The organism is Flavobacterium sp. AK-345 (assembly GCF_058310175.1).
In genome coordinates this window covers 41,687-60,161 of record NZ_JBZEER010000015.1, presented here as the reverse complement: position 1 = coordinate 60,161, position 18,475 = coordinate 41,687, and the positions used below count along the sequence as shown (strand labels likewise).

Here is an 18,475-nt window from a genome sequence, read left to right as displayed (position 1 = left end):
TACTTAATGTCTTAATGGTAAAAAAACAAAAGAAAAAGATGTCATCAAAAAAAATAATTGAACATAGTGAAGCCGCAACACGTTTTAACAAAGATGTAGAACGCGTAAACTGGCATGATGAAACACTTTGGTTTGTTCGTGAAAAACGTGACAGAGCCGCGCATAATATTCCCGATTGGGAATTGCTTCGCGAAACGGCTTCACAAATAAAAAATAATGTACTCTCAAATATTCATGATTATTTAGTTGAATTTGAGGCGAATGCTCAAAAAAACGGAATCATTGTGCATTGGGCGGCCGATGCCAAAGAACATAATGAAATCGTGCATTCGATCATGGCAAAACATGATGTAAAGCAAATGGTGAAGTCAAAATCAATGCTTACAGAAGAATGTCATTTAAATGATTATTTAGCCGAAAAAGGTATCGAAGTAATCGATTCTGATTTAGGAGAATTTATTGTTCAGCTTCGAAAAGAACCACCAAGTCATATCGTTTTGCCTGCCATTCACCTTAAAAAAGAAGATGTAAGCGAAACTTTTCATGAACATTTAGGTACAGAAAAAGGAAATTTTGACCCTCAATATTTAACAGAATCGGCTCGTTTAACATTAAGAAATACCTTCTTAACCAGAAAAGTAGCTTTAACCGGAGTCAATTTTGCGATTGCAGAAACCGGCGAATTTGTGGTTTGTACCAATGAAGGAAACGCTGATATGGGCGCACATTTAGCCGATGTTCATATTGCGTGTATGGGATTTGAGAAATTGATTCCGCAGCGAAAACATTTGGGTGTTTTTCTGAGATTATTGGCCAGAAGCGCAACTGGACAGCCGATTACGACTTTTTCGAGTCATTTTAAAAAACCAAGAGACGGAAAAGAAATTCATATCGTAATTGTCGATAATGGCAGAAGCACACAATTAGGCAGAGAAGATTTTAAAAACTCATTAAAATGCATTCGTTGCGGTGCGTGTATGAACACTTGCCCGGTTTACAGACGAAGCGGAGGACATAGTTATCACAATGCCGTTGCGGGACCAATTGGCGCTATTTTAGCACCCAATCTCGACATGAGCAAAAATGCCGATTTACCTTTTGCAAGTACGCTTTGTGGTTCGTGTACCAATGTTTGTCCTGTAAAAATTGACATTCACGATCAATTGTACAAATGGCGTCAGGTTTTGGTAAAAGAAGGGCATACCCCGGCAGCAAAAACCGTAGCAATGAAAACAATGGCAACCGTTTTGGCAAACCCGACTATTTTTAATATCGCAGGAAAATCAGGCCGATTTGTAATGAAAAATATTCCTGCTTTGGTCAATAATAAAATGAATAAATGGTACGATCAGCGCGAAATGCCAGATGTTCCTGAGGAATCTTTTAGAGAATGGTACAAGAAAAATTCGAGAGAAGCTAAAGCGAAAAAAGATGAGCAGTAAAGAACAAATTTTGCAAAAAATAAAAAATAGCCAGCCCAATATAGTTGCTGATTTACCTAATCTAAATGTTTTAGGATCAGATCAATTTGAGGTTTTGGATACCTATAAAACTGTGCTTAAAAACATAGGTGGTGATTTTGTTGAAGTTTCCAATTACGATGAAATATTAGCTTATTTAAAGCAAAATTATGCACTCGAAAGACGAATTATAACCACAGTTCCTGAGCTTTCTGAAGTGGCGGTTTTAGATTGGAAAAACGAAGATCCGCATTTGTTGCAAAACGTTGAATTAACGATTATTAAAGCACATTTTGGCGTTGCCGAAAATAGCGCACTTTGGGTTACAGATGATATTTTGGGTCAGCGTGTGGCACCTTTTATTGCACAATATCTGGCGATTATCGTAAACAAAAGCGACATTATCCCAACAATGCATCAGGCGTATGAAAGAATTGGAAACCAGGAATATGGTTTCGGAACTTTTATTGCTGGACCTTCAAAAACAGCAGATATTGAACAATCTTTGGTTCTGGGTGCGCATGGGGCGAGGGGATTGATTGTTTTTTTATTGGAGTAAAATAAATCCATTAACAAAAAAAAACAATATTTTAGTTCAATGCTCCAGCGGAGCATAATATTTATAGCTAAAAAATACATACGTTTTGTAAAGCTCCATCGGAGTGAGATATCTCGCTCTGATGGAGCTTTTTAAATAATAGACCTTTATGTTTTTATAAATATAACGTCACGCTGTTCTATAAATATAACGTCACGCTGTGACTTATTTTTGTTTGTATATTCCACGTTCTATAGCTCATCAAAAAATAAAAGTTTAACTTTATAATATTGAACCTGCATATAAATATTAAAAAAGTTAAGAATGAATAACGATTTAAGCCTTAAAGCAGTAGCATACGGAGAAGTACTTTGGGATGTTTTTGAAGATAAGAAAAAGATAGGCGGAGCCCCGCTTAATGTGGCTTTGCGAATGAAAACATTAGGCTGTGAAGTCGCAATGATAAGCTGTGTTGGAAATGATGAAGACGGAAAAGCAATTCTAAACCACGTAAAGGAATTAGGACTTCAGACAGACGCCATTATGCAATCTGAAACTTTCCCGACAGGATTGGTAAAGGTAACTTTAGACGAAAGAGGTTCTGCGACTTACGAAATTAATTATCCATCGGCCTGGGATAAAATTGTATTGAATAATCAGGCGGAAACGCTGGTTATTAATGCCGATGTTTTAATTTATGGAAGCTTGGTTTGCCGTGATAAAGTTTCGAGAGATTCGCTGGAAGATTTGCTGCAAATGAAGATTTATAAAGTATTTGACGTTAATTTAAGAAAACCGCATTATACGTATGAAGTGCTTGAAAGATTAATGCTTTCTGCAGATTTTATTAAGTTTAATGACGAAGAAATCCTCGAAATTGCCAAGGCTTTACAATCACCTTTTGAAAGTCTTGAAGAAAATATTCATTTTATTGCAGAACTTACCCACACAAAAGCAATTTGCGTAACAAGAGGCAAACATGGCGCTTTATTGTTTTGGAAAGGACAACTTTATGAAAATGAAGGTTATCCTGTAAAAGTTGCCGATACAGTTGGGGCAGGCGATTCGTTTTTGGCTTCGTTAATAACTTATTTACTTACCGATAAGAATCCGCAGACTTCTATTGATTTTGCTTGTGCCATTGGTGCTTTGGTTGCAGAATCTGCGGGAGCAAATCCTGAAATATCGTTTTCACGAATTGAGAATATGATTGGTAAAAAATAAATTTTATTAGATGATAAAAATTTATGAAACAAATGATTTTTAGGTGTATGCATTAAAAAAAAAAATAAAAAAGAATAATTTTGATAAAAAAAGGCCGTTTCTAATATAAAGAAACGGCCTTTTTTTTGGGTAATAATTTTTGAATTTTACAATTCAATTTTAGGATAAAATACTATATCAGTAAAATCTCAATCTAACTATATTAAAAATCAGTAAAAAGTGATATTAAGATTGAATTACAACGTATAGTTATATTCTATGATACTTTTTGTAAGAATAAAAAAGCAGAATATACGTAATATTGTGATTCGGAATGTTTCGTAACATTTTTAGCGTTTTTATACCTATTTTCAAGTATAAAAATGGTTTTTCACTACTGTATTTAAGATTTCGTTATTGAATACTTATTATTTTAAAACAACACAATTACTATGTTTATTACTCTCACACATGATCAAGTCCGTTTTTATTACGGATCGGAGCACTGGCAGTACAATTTTGATGAAATTGTCGAGCTTGGATTGCTCAAAAAAAAGAAATCCTATTTTCTTGAAAACATTGTTTTTTTAATAGTAACCGCTTTTGCCTATTATTTTATTATTTTTTCGAATTTTGCCGAACTCTACTACATTATTCCAACTTTGCTCTGTTACACTATTTTAATCATTTTAAGATTTCCTAAAAATATCGAATTTGATTATTATGTTATCGTAAAAGACATTTATCAGAAAGAAACCAAAATTAAAATAAAAGCATTAGACCGAACAAAAATAGGAAAACAAATTGACCAGTACCTTAGTCTAAAATTTGATCAGATTTTGCAGGAAGCATAAAACCAAGATAATAAAATGGATCAATCATTATTCGGAATTTCATATTTCGATTGGGTATTTATGGCTGTTGCAATAGTATACGGTTTCATAATTACCATTAAAAAAAAATAACATATAAATGGTGCTTCATTGACCTACATTTGGAAGCAAATTCAGATACGCATTGCAGTTATAGCTATACCATCCCCCCAAACAAAGTTTATGGCCACTTCAATAAAAAACAAAATAAAAAGCATTAGAGAGTTAAAAAATTACACTCAGGAATATATGGCAGATCAACTAGGTGTCACCCAGGCGGGTTATAGTAAAATTGAAAAAGGAAAAACGGTTCTTTCCTATGTTAAATTAGTTGAAATTGCCCGTATTTTAGATGTTAGTGTAGAAGATATCATTAGTTTCGACAGTCAGAGATACTTTAATAATTTTAATAATGTAAAAGGAAACAATAACGGGAGTATCCTCATTAATCAGGATAACAACGAAACCCTGAAAACGCTTTACGAAGATAAAATAAAGCTCCTCGAAAAACTTCTAAAAAAAACAGAAGAAGAATTGTATCGGTACAAAAAGAAATTCGGACCTATATAAAATCAACTATTTATTATAAATTATTTTAAACACGAATTTCACTAATTTGCACTAATTTTTGTGTTAGTTTTGTGAAATTCGTGTTTATTTAAATATTTTAGAATTATGCTGTTTGATCGTCTGTAACAGCGTCAGGGGCATTTGTTTTTACAGATGCGATTCCGTTATCTCTGGCAGATGTACTTTCATACATTTCACTGGCGCCAATAATCTGACCGTTTGACGCCTTTAAGTTAAAATAAGGTTTTCCATTACTTGATTCTTTTTTGTCGAATCTGGCATCATCCTGCGAATTTGTTTTTACAGATTCAATTCCGTTATTACACGCTGCTTTTGTGCTGTAACCCTCGCTTGTTAAAATAGTCTGGCCATTTCCAGCTTTTAAATTGAATTGAAATTCTCCGTTGGCTCTTTTTGTAATCACAAATTTTCCCATAATTATTGGTTTAAGTTAGGTAACATTTTTATTTTGCCTGATAAAAATACAAAACTTCATCATATAAATTATATTGCTAAAAAAAATAATTATTTAATAATATTCAGTGTATTAAATCTGCAAATCAAAGCTGAAAAACTTAAAAAGAACTACAATTGTTTGATAAATTGTTTTGGTAAAATGCCAAAATGTTTTTTGAATGTAGAAGCAAAATGAATTTTGAAAAAATACTTTTTAAATAAGAATCAATCGAAAGTTCAAAAATAGATTTAGTAGAATTATATTTTTTTAAACCATAAAGTTTTGTTAAATCAAATTTTAAATCTAAGAATATTCTTTCTTTTGTTTAAAAAAGGTCATGAAAAAATTATTATTGGTACTAGTTGTTACAGCGCAATTTTTTGCGTGTAATTCTAAAAAAAGTGAAAAAGTTGTAGAGACGGAAGATGTTGAAATGAACAGCAATGTTTCGGACCAGGCTACAATTTATAAAGGCGTAATTCCTTGTGCAGATTGTGAAGGGATCGAAACAGTTTTGAAAATTTATGAAGGAGATGGAACGATAGAAAGTCATAAATTTGAATTATCAAGTACTTATCAAGGAAAAGGACCCAAAAAAGAATTTACAGAAAAAGGTAATTTTAATCTCGAAAGAGGTTTGGAAGATGATGCAGATGGAACAATTTATGTACTAAATTGGGATAAACCTCAAGCACAACAGATTTATTACGGCAGTTATAGTAATAATCGTGAAAAGATTTATTTATTGGATAATAATCGAAAAATAATTAAATCAGACCTCAATTATTCACTGACGATTATTCATTAACAAAATAATTATTAGCAAAAAAGTAAAAGAGTTAAAATGTTCGCCTGGACATTTTAACTCTTTTTTGTTTCGTTTATTTGGTAAATATCACTTTTGATCTTGATTAGGATTGCGAGATTATTTCTTTAGAAAACTTTGCAGACTTTGTGGTAAAAATTATTTAAATCCCTTATTTTTGTTAGAAGGCATTTACCACTATGAAAGAAATTAGCGAAATTATTAAAGCATATTCAGAGGCAAAAGCCACAGGAAAAAAGACTGCATTGGCCACAGTTGTTAAGGTAGAAGGTTCGTCGTACAGACAACCCGGTGCACGCATGCTCGTTACCGAAGACGGTCTGCTAACAGGAGCCATAAGCGGCGGTTGTTTAGAAGGCGATGCGCTTCGAAAAGCATTGCTCTCAATTCATCAGCAGCAAAATAAATTAATAACATATAATACCACTAACGATGAAGATGCTGAAGTAGGACTGCAATTAGGCTGCAACGGAATTGTTCATATTCTTTTTGAATATATCGACGAAACGTTAGAAAATAATCCAATCCGGCTTTTACAACAATTGCAGACAGAAAGAAAACCTGCCATAATTGGCACTTTATTTTCGTTGCAAAAACAGGCCAGACAAGACGGAACTATATTGTTTTACAGAGAAAATTCAGATCCTTTATGTTCTAATAACATAGCTTTTGAACTTCTTCCGGATGCAAAAAAGGTTTTAGAAGATAAACTTACGATCATAAAAAAACTAAATGAAAATGATGACGCCGAAGCCTTAATCGAATATATAACGCCACCGGTTTCACTTATTATTGTTGGAGCGGGGAACGATGTGCAGCCACTTGTAAAAATGGTTGAAATAGCAGGCTGGGAAATTACAATAGCCGAAGGCCGCGCCACACATGCAACAAGGAAACGATTTCCGGAAGCAAAACAAATATGGGTTGGAAAACCAGAGCAGGTCTTTGAAAATATAAACATTGACCATCAAACTTATTTTGTATTAATTACACATAATTACAAATACGATTTGGCAATGCTAAAATTGCTTTTGCAAACCGATTGCCGCTATATTGGAATTCTGGGACCGAAAACAAAATTAAACCGCATGCTCGATGATTTGTTGGGTGAAGGAATAAAAGTAACCGAAGAGCAATTAAATCGCATTTATGGCCCAATCGGACTTGATATTGGTGCCGAAACTTCTGAAGAAATTGCCTTGTCGATTGTTGCCGAAATAAAAGCAATGATGAGTGGCAAAACCGGTACTTCACTCAAATACAAAACCGGAAAAATTCATAACTCAGCGCCTTATGTCGAATGATTTAAAAATGGGTATTGTTATTCTGGCCGCAGGAAATTCTTCAAGATTAGGACATCCCAAACAATTATTGGAATATAAGAACTCAACGCTTTTAAAAAATACAATTGCAGCAGCTTTATCGGTTCCTGATTCAATTATTATCGTGGTAACAGGATCAAATAGCGAACTAATAGAAAAAAGCCTTAATAGTGATGAAATTAAAATCTGTTTTAACTCAGATTGGCAAGCTGGTATGTCAACTTCAATCGCCAAAGGGCTTAAAGAACTATTAATTTTATGTGCGGATTGTGAAAGCTGTATTTTTGCCGTTTGCGATCAGCCTTATTTAACAACTGCTATTTTTGAGGATTTAATTAATCACTACCAAAATAACGAAAAAGGAATTGCAGCATCTGCTTATTCTGAAACATTAGGAACCCCCGTTCTTTTTAATAAAAAATACTTCGATGAACTTTTAGAATTGAAAGGTTATGAAGGTGCAAAAAAAATAATCAACCGTTTTAACGATGATGTTATTGCTGTTCCTTTCGAAAAAGGTAATATCGATATTGATACAATAGAAGATTATGAGAAGCTTATTTGAAGATTTGCCACGAAGGCGCTAAGGCACGAAGTTTTTTGTTTTCAAAGTTTGTCATTTCGAGGCACGAGAAATCACAATACGGTCGTTGATTAATCGGTGAAAAAAAAATTGCGCCTTAGCGCCTTCGTGGCAAAACCTAAACGCGTAATTTGCCAGTCAAATCCAAAATCCTTTCAACAGCCAAATCAATTTCGGTTTCAGTAGTAAACCTTCCCAAACTAAAACGTATCGAACTCAAAGCATCATCAGATAAACCCATTGCTTTTAAAACATGCGAAGGTTTAGATGTTACGGCCGAACAAGAAGCTCCATTAGAAACAGAAATATCCTGTAAAGCCAGAATTAAGGTTTCGGAAATAACACCCGGAAAACAAATATTGGTAGTATTGTAAATTCGGTTTTCAGTATTTCCGTTTACAAATGAACCTTCAAAATTTAGCAGGCCATTTTCAAGTTTGTCTCTCAATTTTGTAATTCTTTTTTGATCGCTTTCGAATTCATTAACAGCAATTTCACTTGCTTTACCTAAACCAATAATTCCGGGCACGTTTAATGTTCCGCTTCGTAATTTTCGTTGTTGTTCTCCGCCATGTAGCTGAGGCAATAATTTTAATTTGGCTTTCGCCGAAATATACAAAGCACCAACACCTTTCGGTCCATAGAATTTATGGGCAGAAAGTGGTAAAAGATCAATTTTTAGTTTTTCAACATCAACCGGAATTTTTCCAATTGCCTGCGTAGCATCACACATAAACAATGCATTTTTGGCGTGAGCAAGTTCAGAAATTGCCTCAATATTTTGAGTTACACCAGTTTCATTATTGACTAACATTGCAATGACAATCAGTGTTTTATCTGTAATTGATTCATTTAAAACATTAAGATCTAAAATACCATCAGAGCCCACAGGTAAATAGGTAACTTCAAACCCAATACTTTCCATAAATTCGCAGGTATTGAGTACAGCTTTGTGTTCTGTTACAATTGTAGCAATATGTTTACGATACTGATTAGCAAGACCTTTAATGGCGAGATTTATAGCTTCGGTTGCACCCGATGTAAAGATGATTTCTTCTTCTTTGGCACCAATCAAATTTGCCGTTTGCCATGCCGCGTTAGCGACAGCTTCACTTACAGCTAATCCTGCAAGATGAGCGCTTCCTGCATTTGCATAATTTTCTGTAAAGTACGGAAGCATAGCATTTAATACGCGATCATCTAAACGGGTAGTTGCATTGTTGTCAAGGTAAATCATGGGTGGCATTTAGTCTAATTATTGTAAAAATACGATTTTGAAATTTAACAGAAACAGTCCTTATCTAGAAAATTTCTGAATAACAGGATTATGTGAATTTTGTAATTTTTTCTCACAAAGGATACTTAAATTTGTTAGAATTACTACAAGCAATTTGTTAATTTAAAAACAGTATGCATGGCTCCCAAGAAAACAAATATTAAGAAAGTAATCGAAGACGATACCAATTCCCGTCGCGATTTTATCAAAAAATCAGGATTATTTACCGCCCTTGCTTTTGCTCCGCCTTCATTGGTTATGGCTTCAGAAAAAAAGTGGGATGAAAAAATTGCAGAATATTTAGAGACAGTTCCGCTTTCGATAGAAGTAAACGGTACAAAACACAATCTTAATGTTGAACCACGAACTACTTTGCTGGATTTGTTGAGGGAGAATTTACAATTAACAGGAACAAAAAAAGGGTGCGATCACGGACAATGTGGCGCATGTACCGTCCATGTAAACGGTACCAGAATTTTGTCCTGCTTATCATTGGCATCCATGCAGCAAAATGCCCAGGTGACTACAATTGAAGGACTTTCGAAAGGAAAAAAATTGCATCCAATGCAGGAAGCTTTCATCAAAAATGACGGTTTTCAATGTGGATATTGCACGCCGGGACAAATCATGTCCGGAATTGCCTGCATTAAAGAAGGTCACGCCAACAGCAGAGAAGAAATTAGAGAATATATGAGCGGAAACATTTGTAGATGTGGTGCTTATCATAATATTGTAGACGCGATAACAGAAGTTAAGGAAGGAGGGAAGCCATTATGAAAAACTTTCAAATCATTAGAGCGCTTTCATCCGGCTCTGCAGTAACCAATATTAGCAAAGAACCTTCGGCAATGTTTATTGCAGGTGGAACAAACCTGGTAGACTTAATGAAAAAGAATGTTGTTGCTCCGGATAAACTGGTCGACATTACAGCTTTAGATTTAAAAAAGATCGAATTTGGAACTGGAAAAGTTTCGATTGGCGCATTGGCAAAAAACAGTCAGGTTGCCGAAGATAAATCCATTAAAGAAAAATATCCTTTGCTTGCTTTGGCATTAGCCGCCGGAGCATCTCAGCAAATCAGGCATATGGCAACCGTTGGCGGAAATATGTTGCAGCGCACGCGTTGTTCGTATTTTTATAACACCGATATGCCGTGCAATAAACGAACACCAAAAAGCGGTTGCGGAGCTATTGGCGGTTCAAACAGAATGCACGCTATTTTTGGTGCTTCAGAAAGTTGTATTGCCGTTCATCCAAGTGATATGTGTATAGCACTAGCGGCTCTTGATGCGACTGTTTTTGTAGAAGGCCCAAAAGGTAAAAGACAAATAAAATTTACTGATTTTCATCGTCTTCCCGGAAATACGCCTGAAAAAGACAATACATTGGAAAGTAAAGAATTGATCACTTCGGTAGAAATTCCGGAAAACAATTTTACTAAAAACGTACATTATTTAAAAGTTCGTGACCGAAGCAGTTATGCTTTTGCACTGGTTTCAGTCGCAGTTGGTTTAGATATTAAAAATAATGTAATAAATGATGCAAGGCTTGCAATGGGCGGCGTTGCACATAAACCGTGGAGATTGACAGAAGCGGAAGAATTTTTGAAAGGAAAAACAGTTTCTGAAGAAACGTTCAGACAAGCGGCAAATTTAAGCATGAAAGGCGCTAAAAGTTATGGCGACAACGCCTTTAAATTGACTCTAGGACCAAATGCAATCACCGAAGCGTTAACTATAGCAGCATCTAAATAATTTGATTATGAGCAAGACAAGTAATATAAACAGAGTTGACGGATTTGCTAAAGTAACGGGTTCTGCAACTTATTCGGCAGAGTACAAAACCGCTGGTGTTACCTACGCCTGTTTGGTGGGAAGTACGATTGCCAAAGGCCGAATCAAGAGTATTGATACTAAAAAAGCCGAATGGGCGCCGGGAGTTTTGGCGGTTATAACACATTTAAATGTTGAGAAACCTGCAGGATACGAGCAAGCCAAACAACGTAATAATTTAGGGCAGCCGCTTCAGATATTTAAAGACGATTCGGTTCGTTACTACGATCAGCCAATAGCTTTGGTTATTGCCGATACTTTTGAGCGTATGCAATATGCGGCGAGTTTAATTAAAGCCGAATATCTAAAAGAAGAACATACAACACAACTTGAAAAGGCAAAAGATAAAAGCAGAAACCCCGGTGGAGATCGTGCAAAAGATTACAATCGCGGAACAGAAGATGGTTATAAAACGGCAGAAGTTGTTTTAGAAGCAGAATACACGATTCCGACAGAAGTTCATAATCCCATGGAATTGGCAAATATTATTGCAAAATGGGAAAATAATAAACCCATTTTATATACTAAAAGTCAGGGTGTAGAAGGAACCAGAAAAAGTGTTGGGAACGTCTTTGGAATTCCGCCAGAAGATGTAGAAGTACATTCTGAATATCTGGGTGGTGCTTTTGGAATGGGCTTACATACCTGGCCTTATGAAATTGCAGCTTTAATCGGATCAAAAAAAATAGGCAAACCGGTTAAATTGGTTTTGCATCGTGAACAGATGTTTACCAATGTTGGATTTCGCCCTTACACGATTCAGAAAATGGGATTGGGAGCCACTAAAGATGGTAAACTTACAGGTTTAAGTCACGAAGCCCTGGCAATGACTTCGAACTATGAAGATTTTACCGAAGCAACCGTAAACATGTCACGTTTTATGTATGATTGTGCCAATGTTTCGACCAAATATAGAATTGCTGAACTTGATACTTGTACGCCAATCTGGATGCGTGGTCCCGGCGAAGCAACGGGCTCTTTTGCCCTAGAAAGCGCTATCGACGAATTGGCTCATAAATTAAATATGGATCCTATTGATTTTCGCAAGCGCAATCATGCCGAAAAAGATCTCGAACAAAATAAACCATGGAGCAGTAAATATCTTTTAGATTGCTATGAAGCCGGAATGGAACGCATTGGCTGGAAAGACCGTAAAAACAAACCCGGAAGTGTTCGTGAAGGCGAATGGCTTGTAGGTTATGGAATGGGAACAGGAACTTTTGGTTCGTACCGAAACCCTACAACAGTAAAAGCGAAATTTTTGGCAGATGGAAACTTGGTACTTCAGTGCAGCGTAAACGATATGGGACCCGGAACAGCAACTATGATGACAGCAATTGGTGCAGAAATTACCGGAATTTCAACAGAAAATGTAGTGATTGAAATGGGTAGGAGTGGATTACCAAAAGGACCAACGCAAGGTGGTTCTGCAACGACTTCGTCTGTGGGTTCTGCAGTTCACGATGCCTGTAATTTATTAGTGAGTAAAGCTCTTGGTTTGGCAACAGAAAACCCAACTTTTAAAAATATTCCTATCACAGATTTAGCTTTTGCAAATGGTTCGGTTACTTCTAAAAAAGAAGCTTCAAAATCGGTTTCTTTATCGACTTTGCTTAGTGCTAATAAATTAGAAGAATTAGCAGTCGAAAATGAATCAAAAGGTTCAGAAGAAGCTAAAAAATATTCTATTTATTCGTTTTCAGTGCATTTTGTAAAAGTTTTGGTAAACCCGAATTTAGGTAAAATCAGAATTGCTCACGTAGTTTCCTGTGCCGATATTGGTACAGTAATCAACCATAAAACTTCGGCAGGACAAATGTATGGAGGTGCAGTGGGCGGAATTGGAATGGGATTAATGGAAGTTTTAGAAATCGATCACCGTTTTGGACGCCCAATCAATAATAATTTTGCCGATTATCATGTACCTGTAAATGCTGATATTGAAAAACAGGAAGTGTTTTTTGTAAATAAAAAAGATCCTGTAAGTAACCCGATGGGAACAAAAGGTTTGGGAGAAACTGCATTGGTAGGAATGGCGCCGGCAATTGCAAATGCAGTTTTTAATGCAACCGGAAAACGTGTTAGAGATTTACCAATTACACTTGATAAAATTTTAGAGCCTACTGTAGCGACAGCATAATTTAATAATATCGTGTAGTCCCTACGGGACAATATTGTGTGCATATTCCTTTTTTTCTACCAATATGTAATCTCTACGAGATATGATTTTTATGATTTTTTATTTATGAATAAAATTCAAATTCTATAAGATAATCCGTTAGGATTTACATATTGGTAACAAAGTAGAATTTTACTCCAGCTCAAAATATCCCGTAGGGATTACATAAACTATTGTTTACTTAATAATTAGCAGACGAAAAAACAATAATCCCTTTAAGAATCCAATATCATTTGATTCTCAAAGGGATTTCTTAATTAAATAAAATGAGCCGTATTTCAAGATAGTTAATAATGTCATCAATAAAAAATGATGCAAAATGTCATAAAGGGAAAAGTCATTAATTTTTGAAACACAAATTAAAAAAATGCTACATGATTATTAGTGGGAATATAAAAAAGTAGTTTTCTTAATTACTGTCTTTTAAATTTTTACGCTGATATTTCGTTTATGACAATGCACCATTTTTTTAAATTGGTTTTGGTTAGTATAGATTTTATGACTGAATAACGATTAAGTTTTTTTTTACAAGTTGTGGAACATTTCTTAATAATTACTTTCTATACTACATCAAAAATAAATGTAGAAAACACACGTTTTTTATATAATTTCATTTATTTGTTACATAATTCCCATGTGTTATATTTTAAACTGACATTTTTTCGTATGTATCTGAAATTGTGTCGAGTAAATATTGAAAAAATGACAGTTTTTTTATTTTGGTATTTATTTTGCTTTTTTTTGGTTGTGAAATTAATTTTAATGTATAACTATTTAAAAAGTAAAGTCATGTTAACTATTAGAAGAAACGGGACAAATTCCCATGCATTTCCGGCATTATTTGACGACTTTTTCAGTCGTGAACTTTTTAACTGGGGAAACAGTAATTTTTCATCCACCAGTACAACCGTACCATCCATAAACGTTAAAGAAACAGCCGAAAATTATGAGGTTGAAGTCGCAGCTCCGGGACTCGACAAAAAAGACTTTAATGTTACCCTGGATAACAATTTACTGACTATTTCCTGCGCTAAATCTACAAGTATAGAAGATAAAGGGGAAGGAGATAATTACACTCGCAGAGAGTTTAGTTACCAATCATTTCAAAGAAGTTTTGAATTGCCAAAAAACGTTGTAGATGAGGATAATATCAACGCCCGCTACGAGAACGGAATCTTAAATCTTACTATTCCAAAAAGAGATGAGGCAAAACAAAAAGCACCAAAAATGATTGAGATCGCATAATGATTAAGTCTCAATTCGAGATTATTTATCTGTTTTATTCTTGCAAAAGGCTGTCAAAAAAAATTGACAGCCTTTTTTTATCTCATTTAAAATTATCTAATTATCTAATTGCCGAATTATCTAATTGTTTCATTTCTTAAAAGCAGGCAAAATATATTTCTGAATCAGTTCATCGCTTGGCGATTGCGAATTGTAATTTCCGCCTGTGATCACAGTAACCATATTCTGGTCTTCCCAAACATAAATTTTCTGTCCGCCGTTTCCTTGTGCAGCCTTTCCGGAAAAGCGAGTGCCATTTACTTCCAGATATTTAAGCCACCACAAATAACCGTAATTTACGCCCTGAATAACAGAGTGTTTGGTTAAAGATTCCTCAATCCAGTTTTTAGAAATAACCTGTTTGTCTGCCCACATTCCTTTATTTAGATAAAGCAAACCAAATTTAGCCATATCTCTTGGCGTTAAATAGACCTGACAAAAAGTTTCGGAACTGGAAGCATCGGGTTTAAAATTCCATTTGAAATTTTTAATGCCAATATCTTTAAAAAGAGTTTGTTTTGCAAAATCAGGAAGCGTCATTTTAGTTGCTTTTTCGACAATTTTGCCCAGCGTAATTGAATTTCCGGAGCAATACATTCCTCGTCCGTCCGGAACATCAATCATTGGTAAATCTAATGTAAATTGTATCCAGTCATCAGAATAATTCATTGTCGTTTCATTTCCTTCTGATTTAGGATTACTCACATCGCAATCAAGTCCGCTTTGATTTGTTAAAAGGTTTTCAATTGTAATTTGTCGTTTATCATCTGTGAGGTTTTTAAAAGTATATTCAGGAAAATAAGAAAGTACAGTTTCGGTTTTGCTTTTAATAAATCCTTTATCAATTGTAATTCCCGTAAGGGCAGAAATTATACTTTTTGTAGCAGAACGCATTTCGTGCAATTTGGTTTTGTTGTATTCATAAAAATATTCTTCAAAAACCAGTTTGCCATCTTTTATAATCAAAACACTGTGTACGTTTGCATAAGTTCCGTCAACAATTTTCTGCATCATTTCATTCAATAATGCTTTATCCAGTCCCGTATTATCGAGCGTTCCGGTCAATAAACCATCAAGGTCTTTTTTTGGCGGCTGATAGCTATATTTAAAATCTTTTGAATTCAGTCTCGGATACCACATTTCTTTTGGAAAAATGACTTTTTTACTAATCAGATTAAATGTTTTTTCCTGAGAAGTATAACCGGTAATCGCAGAAGCACTATTTCTTAAGAAAGTCACTTTTTCTTTAGACATGTTTAAAAAGATGTCTTTTTCAGAAGGTTTTAAGGCATATTTGCTTTCGTTGATAATAGCGTATAAAATAGTGTCTTTTGGTGAGGCGGCGATTTGTAAAGTACTATTGTTTTGATATTCATAAATACCTTCATATTCTTTTAATTGCTCATAAGTAATTTTAAACGTTTGTTGAGAATATCCGCAATAGGCGGACAACAGAAATAGCAGCAATACATACTTTTTTTTCATTTTTGTGGTTTTTTTGGTTGGTGGTTAGGTTGTTAAATTTACTCAATATTAAGCAAAAAAAAGAGACACTAATTATTTAATTAAGTGTCTCTTTGATATTTAAGTCGAAATATTGACTAATTATTTTATTGTGATCGGAACTTCAACTGTTGTTTTGTCCCATCCAATTACCAAATTTGTTACTTTATCTTTTGATGTAAAAGCGATTGATAAAGCTTCGATTACTTCTGAAACTGGTTTTACAGGAACCGTAATTTTTACAAGATCTTTGCTTTCATCATACGCATAACCTCCCCATAAATCAAGTTCCTTATTGATAATGATGGTCCATTTATCTTTTTCAGGAATGGCAAACAAACTGTAAGTTCCTGCAGGAACCGCAACACCATTGATTGTTGCTGGTTTGTAAAATTTGATTTCGGTATTCTCGTTTGCACCAACTCTCCACACTTCACCGTATTTAATTAAATCTCCAAAAATAACACGCCCTTTTACAGAAGGTCTTGAATAAATAACTTTAATAGATGGAGATGGAGTATCTGTTTTTTTGAATTTAACCGCTTTATTTGGGAAATAAGCAATATCAACCGGACTTGCATCTAACGGCGGAAATTTTACTACGTCTTGAGCTTTAACTGAAATAGCAATCAAAAAAGTAATTGCCAATAAACTAAATTTTTTCATAAGAATTATAATTTGTTATAGGTTCATACAAAGTAAGAGAATAACAAAGAGAAATCATACAATTTTTACTCTTTTTTCTTTTTCTCGTACCAATTTTGCATAATATAAAAGGCTTTCTTTTTTTGACCGTCGTTAGAAATCAATCCTTTGCGGTTGTACTCGTCCTGAATTCCCGGTAAAAGTCGTCTTGGAGATCTGAAATCAACCAAAATCCAAGGACTTGTACCACTCAAATGCGGAATATTCTCTATCATTTTTAAATTCTGAATATATAAATATTCCTGAAATTCCTCTGTCCAGCGCTCGTTTTTTTCACCGTGCAATCCTGCTTTGGCATCACCGCCAAATTCAGAAACAATAACCGGTTTGTTGTACTTTGTTTTCCAGAAAATCTTTTCGGCATCTTCCAGTTTTCCGCCGTACCAGCCCAAATATTGGTTGAAAGAAATAATGTCTAAATATTCTCCAATAGCATCGTTGATCGTTCCAAAACCATCACTTCCGCTTTGCGTTAATAAAGCCGCGCTGATCAATCTCGTATTGTCTAAAGATTTTGTGTGATCGACTAATTTTTTAATGAAAGTATTTCTCGCGTCAGAAATTGGCGTTTCATTTGCCATTGACCAGATAATAATACAAGCTCTGTTTTTATCTCTCGTAATCGCCGTCGTTAATTGATCTTCGGCATTTTTATAAGTCGCTTCTCTTGTAAATTCAACTGTCCAGTACACCGGAATTTCCTCCCAAACCATTAATCCCATTTTATCTGCCGTTCTGATAATGTTTTCGTTATGCGGATAATGTGCCAGTCGAACATAATTACAGCCCAGTTCTTTTGCCCAATTTAGCAAACGCAAAGCATCTTCTTCAGAATTCGCGCGTCCGCCTTTTGCATTTTCTTCGTGAATCGAAATTCCGCGTAAAAAGATCGGTTTTCCGTTTAATAAAATTTTATCTTCTTTTGTTTCAATCGTTCTGAAACCAATATTGTCTTTCAGTTTTTGTCCGTTAAAATCAATCGTAACGTCATATAATTTCGGGTTTTCAGGCGACCAAAATGAGATTTTTTTCGCCGGAATTTCGAAGTTTACAATTCCATCAGCGCCCACTTTTCCTTTATAATTAATTTTCAATTCAGGAATCGAAATTGAAACCGAATTTTGCGAAGCATTTAAATTATTGATCTTTACAAACCCGGAAATCAAATCTGTACTATTCTTTTTTAGCTGAATATTATAATCTTCTACAAATGAGGCGTTTTCTTCAATTAAAGTAACGTCGCGCGTGATTCCACCATAATTCCACCAATCTGTATTAATCGTCGGAACATCTTCTTTATGGCGTGTATTATCGACTTTAATAACCAGATAATTGTCTTTTGGTTTTACAATCGAAGTCACTTCATAATTAAAAGGCGTAAATCCGCCAATATGAGTTCCTAGTTTTTTGCCGTTCAGATAAACATCAGCTTTGTAATTGATGGCTCCCAAATAAACAAAAAGGCGTTTTCCGGTTTTTAAATCATAATCGAATGACTTTTTAAACCAAACATTTCCTTCGTAATATTTCAATTCCGGAACCTGCGAAGTCCAATCGCCCGGAATATTGATTTTAGGCGATTTATCAAAATCATATTCCACCAATTCCTGTTTGTTAACCGCGTGATAATTATTGAAATATGCTGCGTTGGATGGTTTTACCTGTTTATCGTATTCGTCGTGATGAAAGCTGTAATATCCTGTTTCGTAAGGATCTACAATGTAATTCCAAACGCCGTTTAAGGATGTTGTATTTCGATTTGAAATGTTTGAGATTAGGTTGATATCCTGAGCTTGTCCGAAAATGGAAAAGGTTAGGAGTAATGTGGTTATTAGTTTTTTCATTAGTATGTGTGTTTGTTGCTA

At 34.6% G+C, this 18,475-nt stretch carries 17 protein-coding genes; 12 read left to right on the top strand and 5 right to left on the bottom strand.

Features of this window, described 5'->3' with window-relative positions; translation table 11 throughout:
- Positions 1–38 precede the first annotated feature (38 nt).
- The 5 genes from AC4FQ3_RS20475 to AC4FQ3_RS20455 all read left to right on the top strand — a co-directional run bounded on the left by AC4FQ3_RS20475 (position 39) and on the right by AC4FQ3_RS20455 (position 4,643).
- On the top strand, positions 39–1,442 hold the full coding sequence (locus AC4FQ3_RS20475; RefSeq protein WP_471733253.1) for a lactate utilization protein B: 1,404 nt from the start codon (positions 39–41) through the stop codon (positions 1,440–1,442).
- A complete protein-coding gene (locus tag AC4FQ3_RS20470) occupies positions 1,432–2,019 on the top strand; it encodes a LutC/YkgG family protein (protein WP_491183086.1) in 588 nt (195 codons plus the stop codon). The genes AC4FQ3_RS20475 and AC4FQ3_RS20470 overlap by 11 nt, the downstream gene beginning before the upstream one ends.
- A 303-nt stretch (positions 2,020–2,322) precedes the next feature.
- Positions 2,323–3,222, top strand: a complete 900-nt coding sequence (locus tag AC4FQ3_RS20465; protein ID WP_491183085.1) for a carbohydrate kinase family protein — start codon at positions 2,323–2,325, stop codon at positions 3,220–3,222.
- A 431-nt stretch (positions 3,223–3,653) separates the two neighbouring features.
- Positions 3,654–4,055 (top strand): hypothetical protein, encoded by a 402-nt coding sequence (locus AC4FQ3_RS20460; RefSeq protein ID WP_073398317.1) that lies wholly within the window; start codon positions 3,654–3,656, stop codon positions 4,053–4,055.
- A gap of 201 nt (positions 4,056–4,256) precedes the next feature.
- On the top strand, positions 4,257–4,643 hold the full coding sequence (locus AC4FQ3_RS20455) for a helix-turn-helix transcriptional regulator (protein ID WP_042566494.1): 387 nt from the start codon (positions 4,257–4,259) through the stop codon (positions 4,641–4,643).
- A gap of 103 nt (positions 4,644–4,746) precedes the next feature.
- Here the strand turns inward: AC4FQ3_RS20455 and AC4FQ3_RS20450 are convergent, their stop codons facing one another.
- Positions 4,747–5,079, bottom strand: a complete 333-nt coding sequence (locus tag AC4FQ3_RS20450; RefSeq protein ID WP_042566493.1) for a YegP family protein — start codon at positions 5,077–5,079, stop codon at positions 4,747–4,749.
- Between the two features lie 358 nt (positions 5,080–5,437).
- Between AC4FQ3_RS20450 and AC4FQ3_RS20445 the strand changes: the two genes are divergently transcribed.
- The 3 genes from AC4FQ3_RS20445 to AC4FQ3_RS20435 all read left to right on the top strand — a co-directional run bounded on the left by AC4FQ3_RS20445 (position 5,438) and on the right by AC4FQ3_RS20435 (position 7,813).
- Positions 5,438–5,908 carry a copper resistance protein NlpE gene (locus AC4FQ3_RS20445; RefSeq protein WP_491183084.1) on the top strand — a complete coding sequence of 157 codons (471 nt, stop codon included), beginning with the start codon at positions 5,438–5,440 and terminating at the stop codon, positions 5,906–5,908.
- Positions 5,909–6,105: 197 nt separating this feature from the next.
- Entirely contained in the window at positions 6,106–7,230 is a 1,125-nt protein-coding gene (locus AC4FQ3_RS20440) for an XdhC family protein (RefSeq protein ID WP_491183083.1), read from the top strand.
- Positions 7,220–7,813 (top strand): nucleotidyltransferase family protein, encoded by a 594-nt coding sequence (locus AC4FQ3_RS20435; protein ID WP_491183082.1) that lies wholly within the window; start codon positions 7,220–7,222, stop codon positions 7,811–7,813. The genes AC4FQ3_RS20440 and AC4FQ3_RS20435 overlap by 11 nt, the downstream gene beginning before the upstream one ends.
- Positions 7,814–7,949: 136 nt before the next feature.
- Here the strand turns inward: AC4FQ3_RS20435 and AC4FQ3_RS20430 are convergent, their stop codons facing one another.
- Complete coding sequence (locus AC4FQ3_RS20430) at positions 7,950–9,068, bottom strand: cysteine desulfurase family protein (RefSeq protein ID WP_491183081.1); 1,119 nt, start codon at positions 9,066–9,068, stop codon at positions 7,950–7,952.
- A 177-nt stretch (positions 9,069–9,245) separates the two neighbouring features.
- On the opposite strand from AC4FQ3_RS20430, the gene AC4FQ3_RS20425 reads away from it, so the two are divergent.
- The 4 genes from AC4FQ3_RS20425 (at position 9,246) to AC4FQ3_RS20410 (ending at position 14,363) form a co-directional block, all read left to right on the top strand.
- Entirely contained in the window at positions 9,246–9,884 is a 639-nt protein-coding gene (locus AC4FQ3_RS20425; protein WP_042566488.1) for a (2Fe-2S)-binding protein, read from the top strand.
- Positions 9,881–10,861: an FAD binding domain-containing protein gene (locus tag AC4FQ3_RS20420; RefSeq protein WP_491183080.1), complete on the top strand. Its 981-nt coding sequence runs from the start codon at positions 9,881–9,883 to the stop codon at positions 10,859–10,861. The genes AC4FQ3_RS20425 and AC4FQ3_RS20420 overlap by 4 nt, the downstream gene beginning before the upstream one ends.
- Positions 10,862–10,868: 7 nt before the next feature.
- Complete coding sequence (locus AC4FQ3_RS20415; RefSeq protein WP_491183079.1) at positions 10,869–13,079, top strand: xanthine dehydrogenase family protein molybdopterin-binding subunit; 2,211 nt, start codon at positions 10,869–10,871, stop codon at positions 13,077–13,079.
- Positions 13,080–13,907: 828 nt separating this feature from the next.
- On the top strand, positions 13,908–14,363 hold the full coding sequence (locus tag AC4FQ3_RS20410) for an Hsp20/alpha crystallin family protein (RefSeq protein WP_491183078.1): 456 nt from the start codon (positions 13,908–13,910) through the stop codon (positions 14,361–14,363).
- Positions 14,364–14,492: 129 nt separating this feature from the next.
- Here the strand turns inward: AC4FQ3_RS20410 and AC4FQ3_RS20405 are convergent, their stop codons facing one another.
- The 3 genes from AC4FQ3_RS20405 to AC4FQ3_RS20395 form a co-directional block, all read right to left on the bottom strand.
- A complete protein-coding gene (locus AC4FQ3_RS20405) occupies positions 14,493–15,887 on the bottom strand; it encodes a serine hydrolase domain-containing protein (protein WP_491183077.1) in 1,395 nt (464 codons plus the stop codon).
- A gap of 120 nt (positions 15,888–16,007) precedes the next feature.
- A complete protein-coding gene (locus AC4FQ3_RS20400; protein ID WP_042566483.1) occupies positions 16,008–16,571 on the bottom strand; it encodes a DUF2911 domain-containing protein in 564 nt (187 codons plus the stop codon).
- A gap of 65 nt (positions 16,572–16,636) precedes the next feature.
- Positions 16,637–18,454: a glycoside hydrolase family 2 protein gene (locus AC4FQ3_RS20395; RefSeq protein WP_491183076.1), complete on the bottom strand. Its 1,818-nt coding sequence runs from the start codon at positions 18,452–18,454 to the stop codon at positions 16,637–16,639.
- Positions 18,455–18,475 lie beyond the last annotated feature (21 nt).

Excerpts from the sequence above, each read along its gene's own strand:
- AC4FQ3_RS20445 (WP_491183084.1), top strand. The coding sequence starts at position 5,438 with ATGAAAAAATTATTATTGGTACTAGTTGTTACAGCGCAATTTTTTGCG.
- AC4FQ3_RS20475 (WP_471733253.1), top strand. The coding sequence starts at position 39 with ATGTCATCAAAAAAAATAATTGAACATAGTGAAGCCGCAACACGTTTT.
- AC4FQ3_RS20450 (WP_042566493.1), bottom strand. The coding sequence starts at position 5,079 with ATGGGAAAATTTGTGATTACAAAAAGAGCCAACGGAGAATTTCAATTC.
- AC4FQ3_RS20455 (WP_042566494.1), top strand. The coding sequence starts at position 4,257 with ATGGCCACTTCAATAAAAAACAAAATAAAAAGCATTAGAGAGTTAAAA.
- AC4FQ3_RS20430 (WP_491183081.1), bottom strand. The coding sequence starts at position 9,068 with ATGATTTACCTTGACAACAATGCAACTACCCGTTTAGATGATCGCGTA.
- AC4FQ3_RS20415 (WP_491183079.1), top strand. The coding sequence starts at position 10,869 with ATGAGCAAGACAAGTAATATAAACAGAGTTGACGGATTTGCTAAAGTA.
- AC4FQ3_RS20460 (WP_073398317.1), top strand. The coding sequence starts at position 3,654 with ATGTTTATTACTCTCACACATGATCAAGTCCGTTTTTATTACGGATCG.
- AC4FQ3_RS20465 (WP_491183085.1), top strand. The coding sequence starts at position 2,323 with ATGAATAACGATTTAAGCCTTAAAGCAGTAGCATACGGAGAAGTACTT.
- AC4FQ3_RS20470 (WP_491183086.1), top strand. The coding sequence starts at position 1,432 with ATGAGCAGTAAAGAACAAATTTTGCAAAAAATAAAAAATAGCCAGCCC.
- AC4FQ3_RS20400 (WP_042566483.1), bottom strand. The coding sequence starts at position 16,571 with ATGAAAAAATTTAGTTTATTGGCAATTACTTTTTTGATTGCTATTTCA.
- AC4FQ3_RS20405 (WP_491183077.1), bottom strand. The coding sequence starts at position 15,887 with ATGAAAAAAAAGTATGTATTGCTGCTATTTCTGTTGTCCGCCTATTGC.
- AC4FQ3_RS20395 (WP_491183076.1), bottom strand. The coding sequence starts at position 18,454 with ATGAAAAAACTAATAACCACATTACTCCTAACCTTTTCCATTTTCGGA.
- AC4FQ3_RS20420 (WP_491183080.1), top strand. The coding sequence starts at position 9,881 with ATGAAAAACTTTCAAATCATTAGAGCGCTTTCATCCGGCTCTGCAGTA.
- AC4FQ3_RS20435 (WP_491183082.1), top strand. The coding sequence starts at position 7,220 with ATGTCGAATGATTTAAAAATGGGTATTGTTATTCTGGCCGCAGGAAAT.
- AC4FQ3_RS20410 (WP_491183078.1), top strand. The coding sequence starts at position 13,908 with ATGTTAACTATTAGAAGAAACGGGACAAATTCCCATGCATTTCCGGCA.
- AC4FQ3_RS20440 (WP_491183083.1), top strand. The coding sequence starts at position 6,106 with ATGAAAGAAATTAGCGAAATTATTAAAGCATATTCAGAGGCAAAAGCC.
- AC4FQ3_RS20425 (WP_042566488.1), top strand. The coding sequence starts at position 9,246 with ATGGCTCCCAAGAAAACAAATATTAAGAAAGTAATCGAAGACGATACC.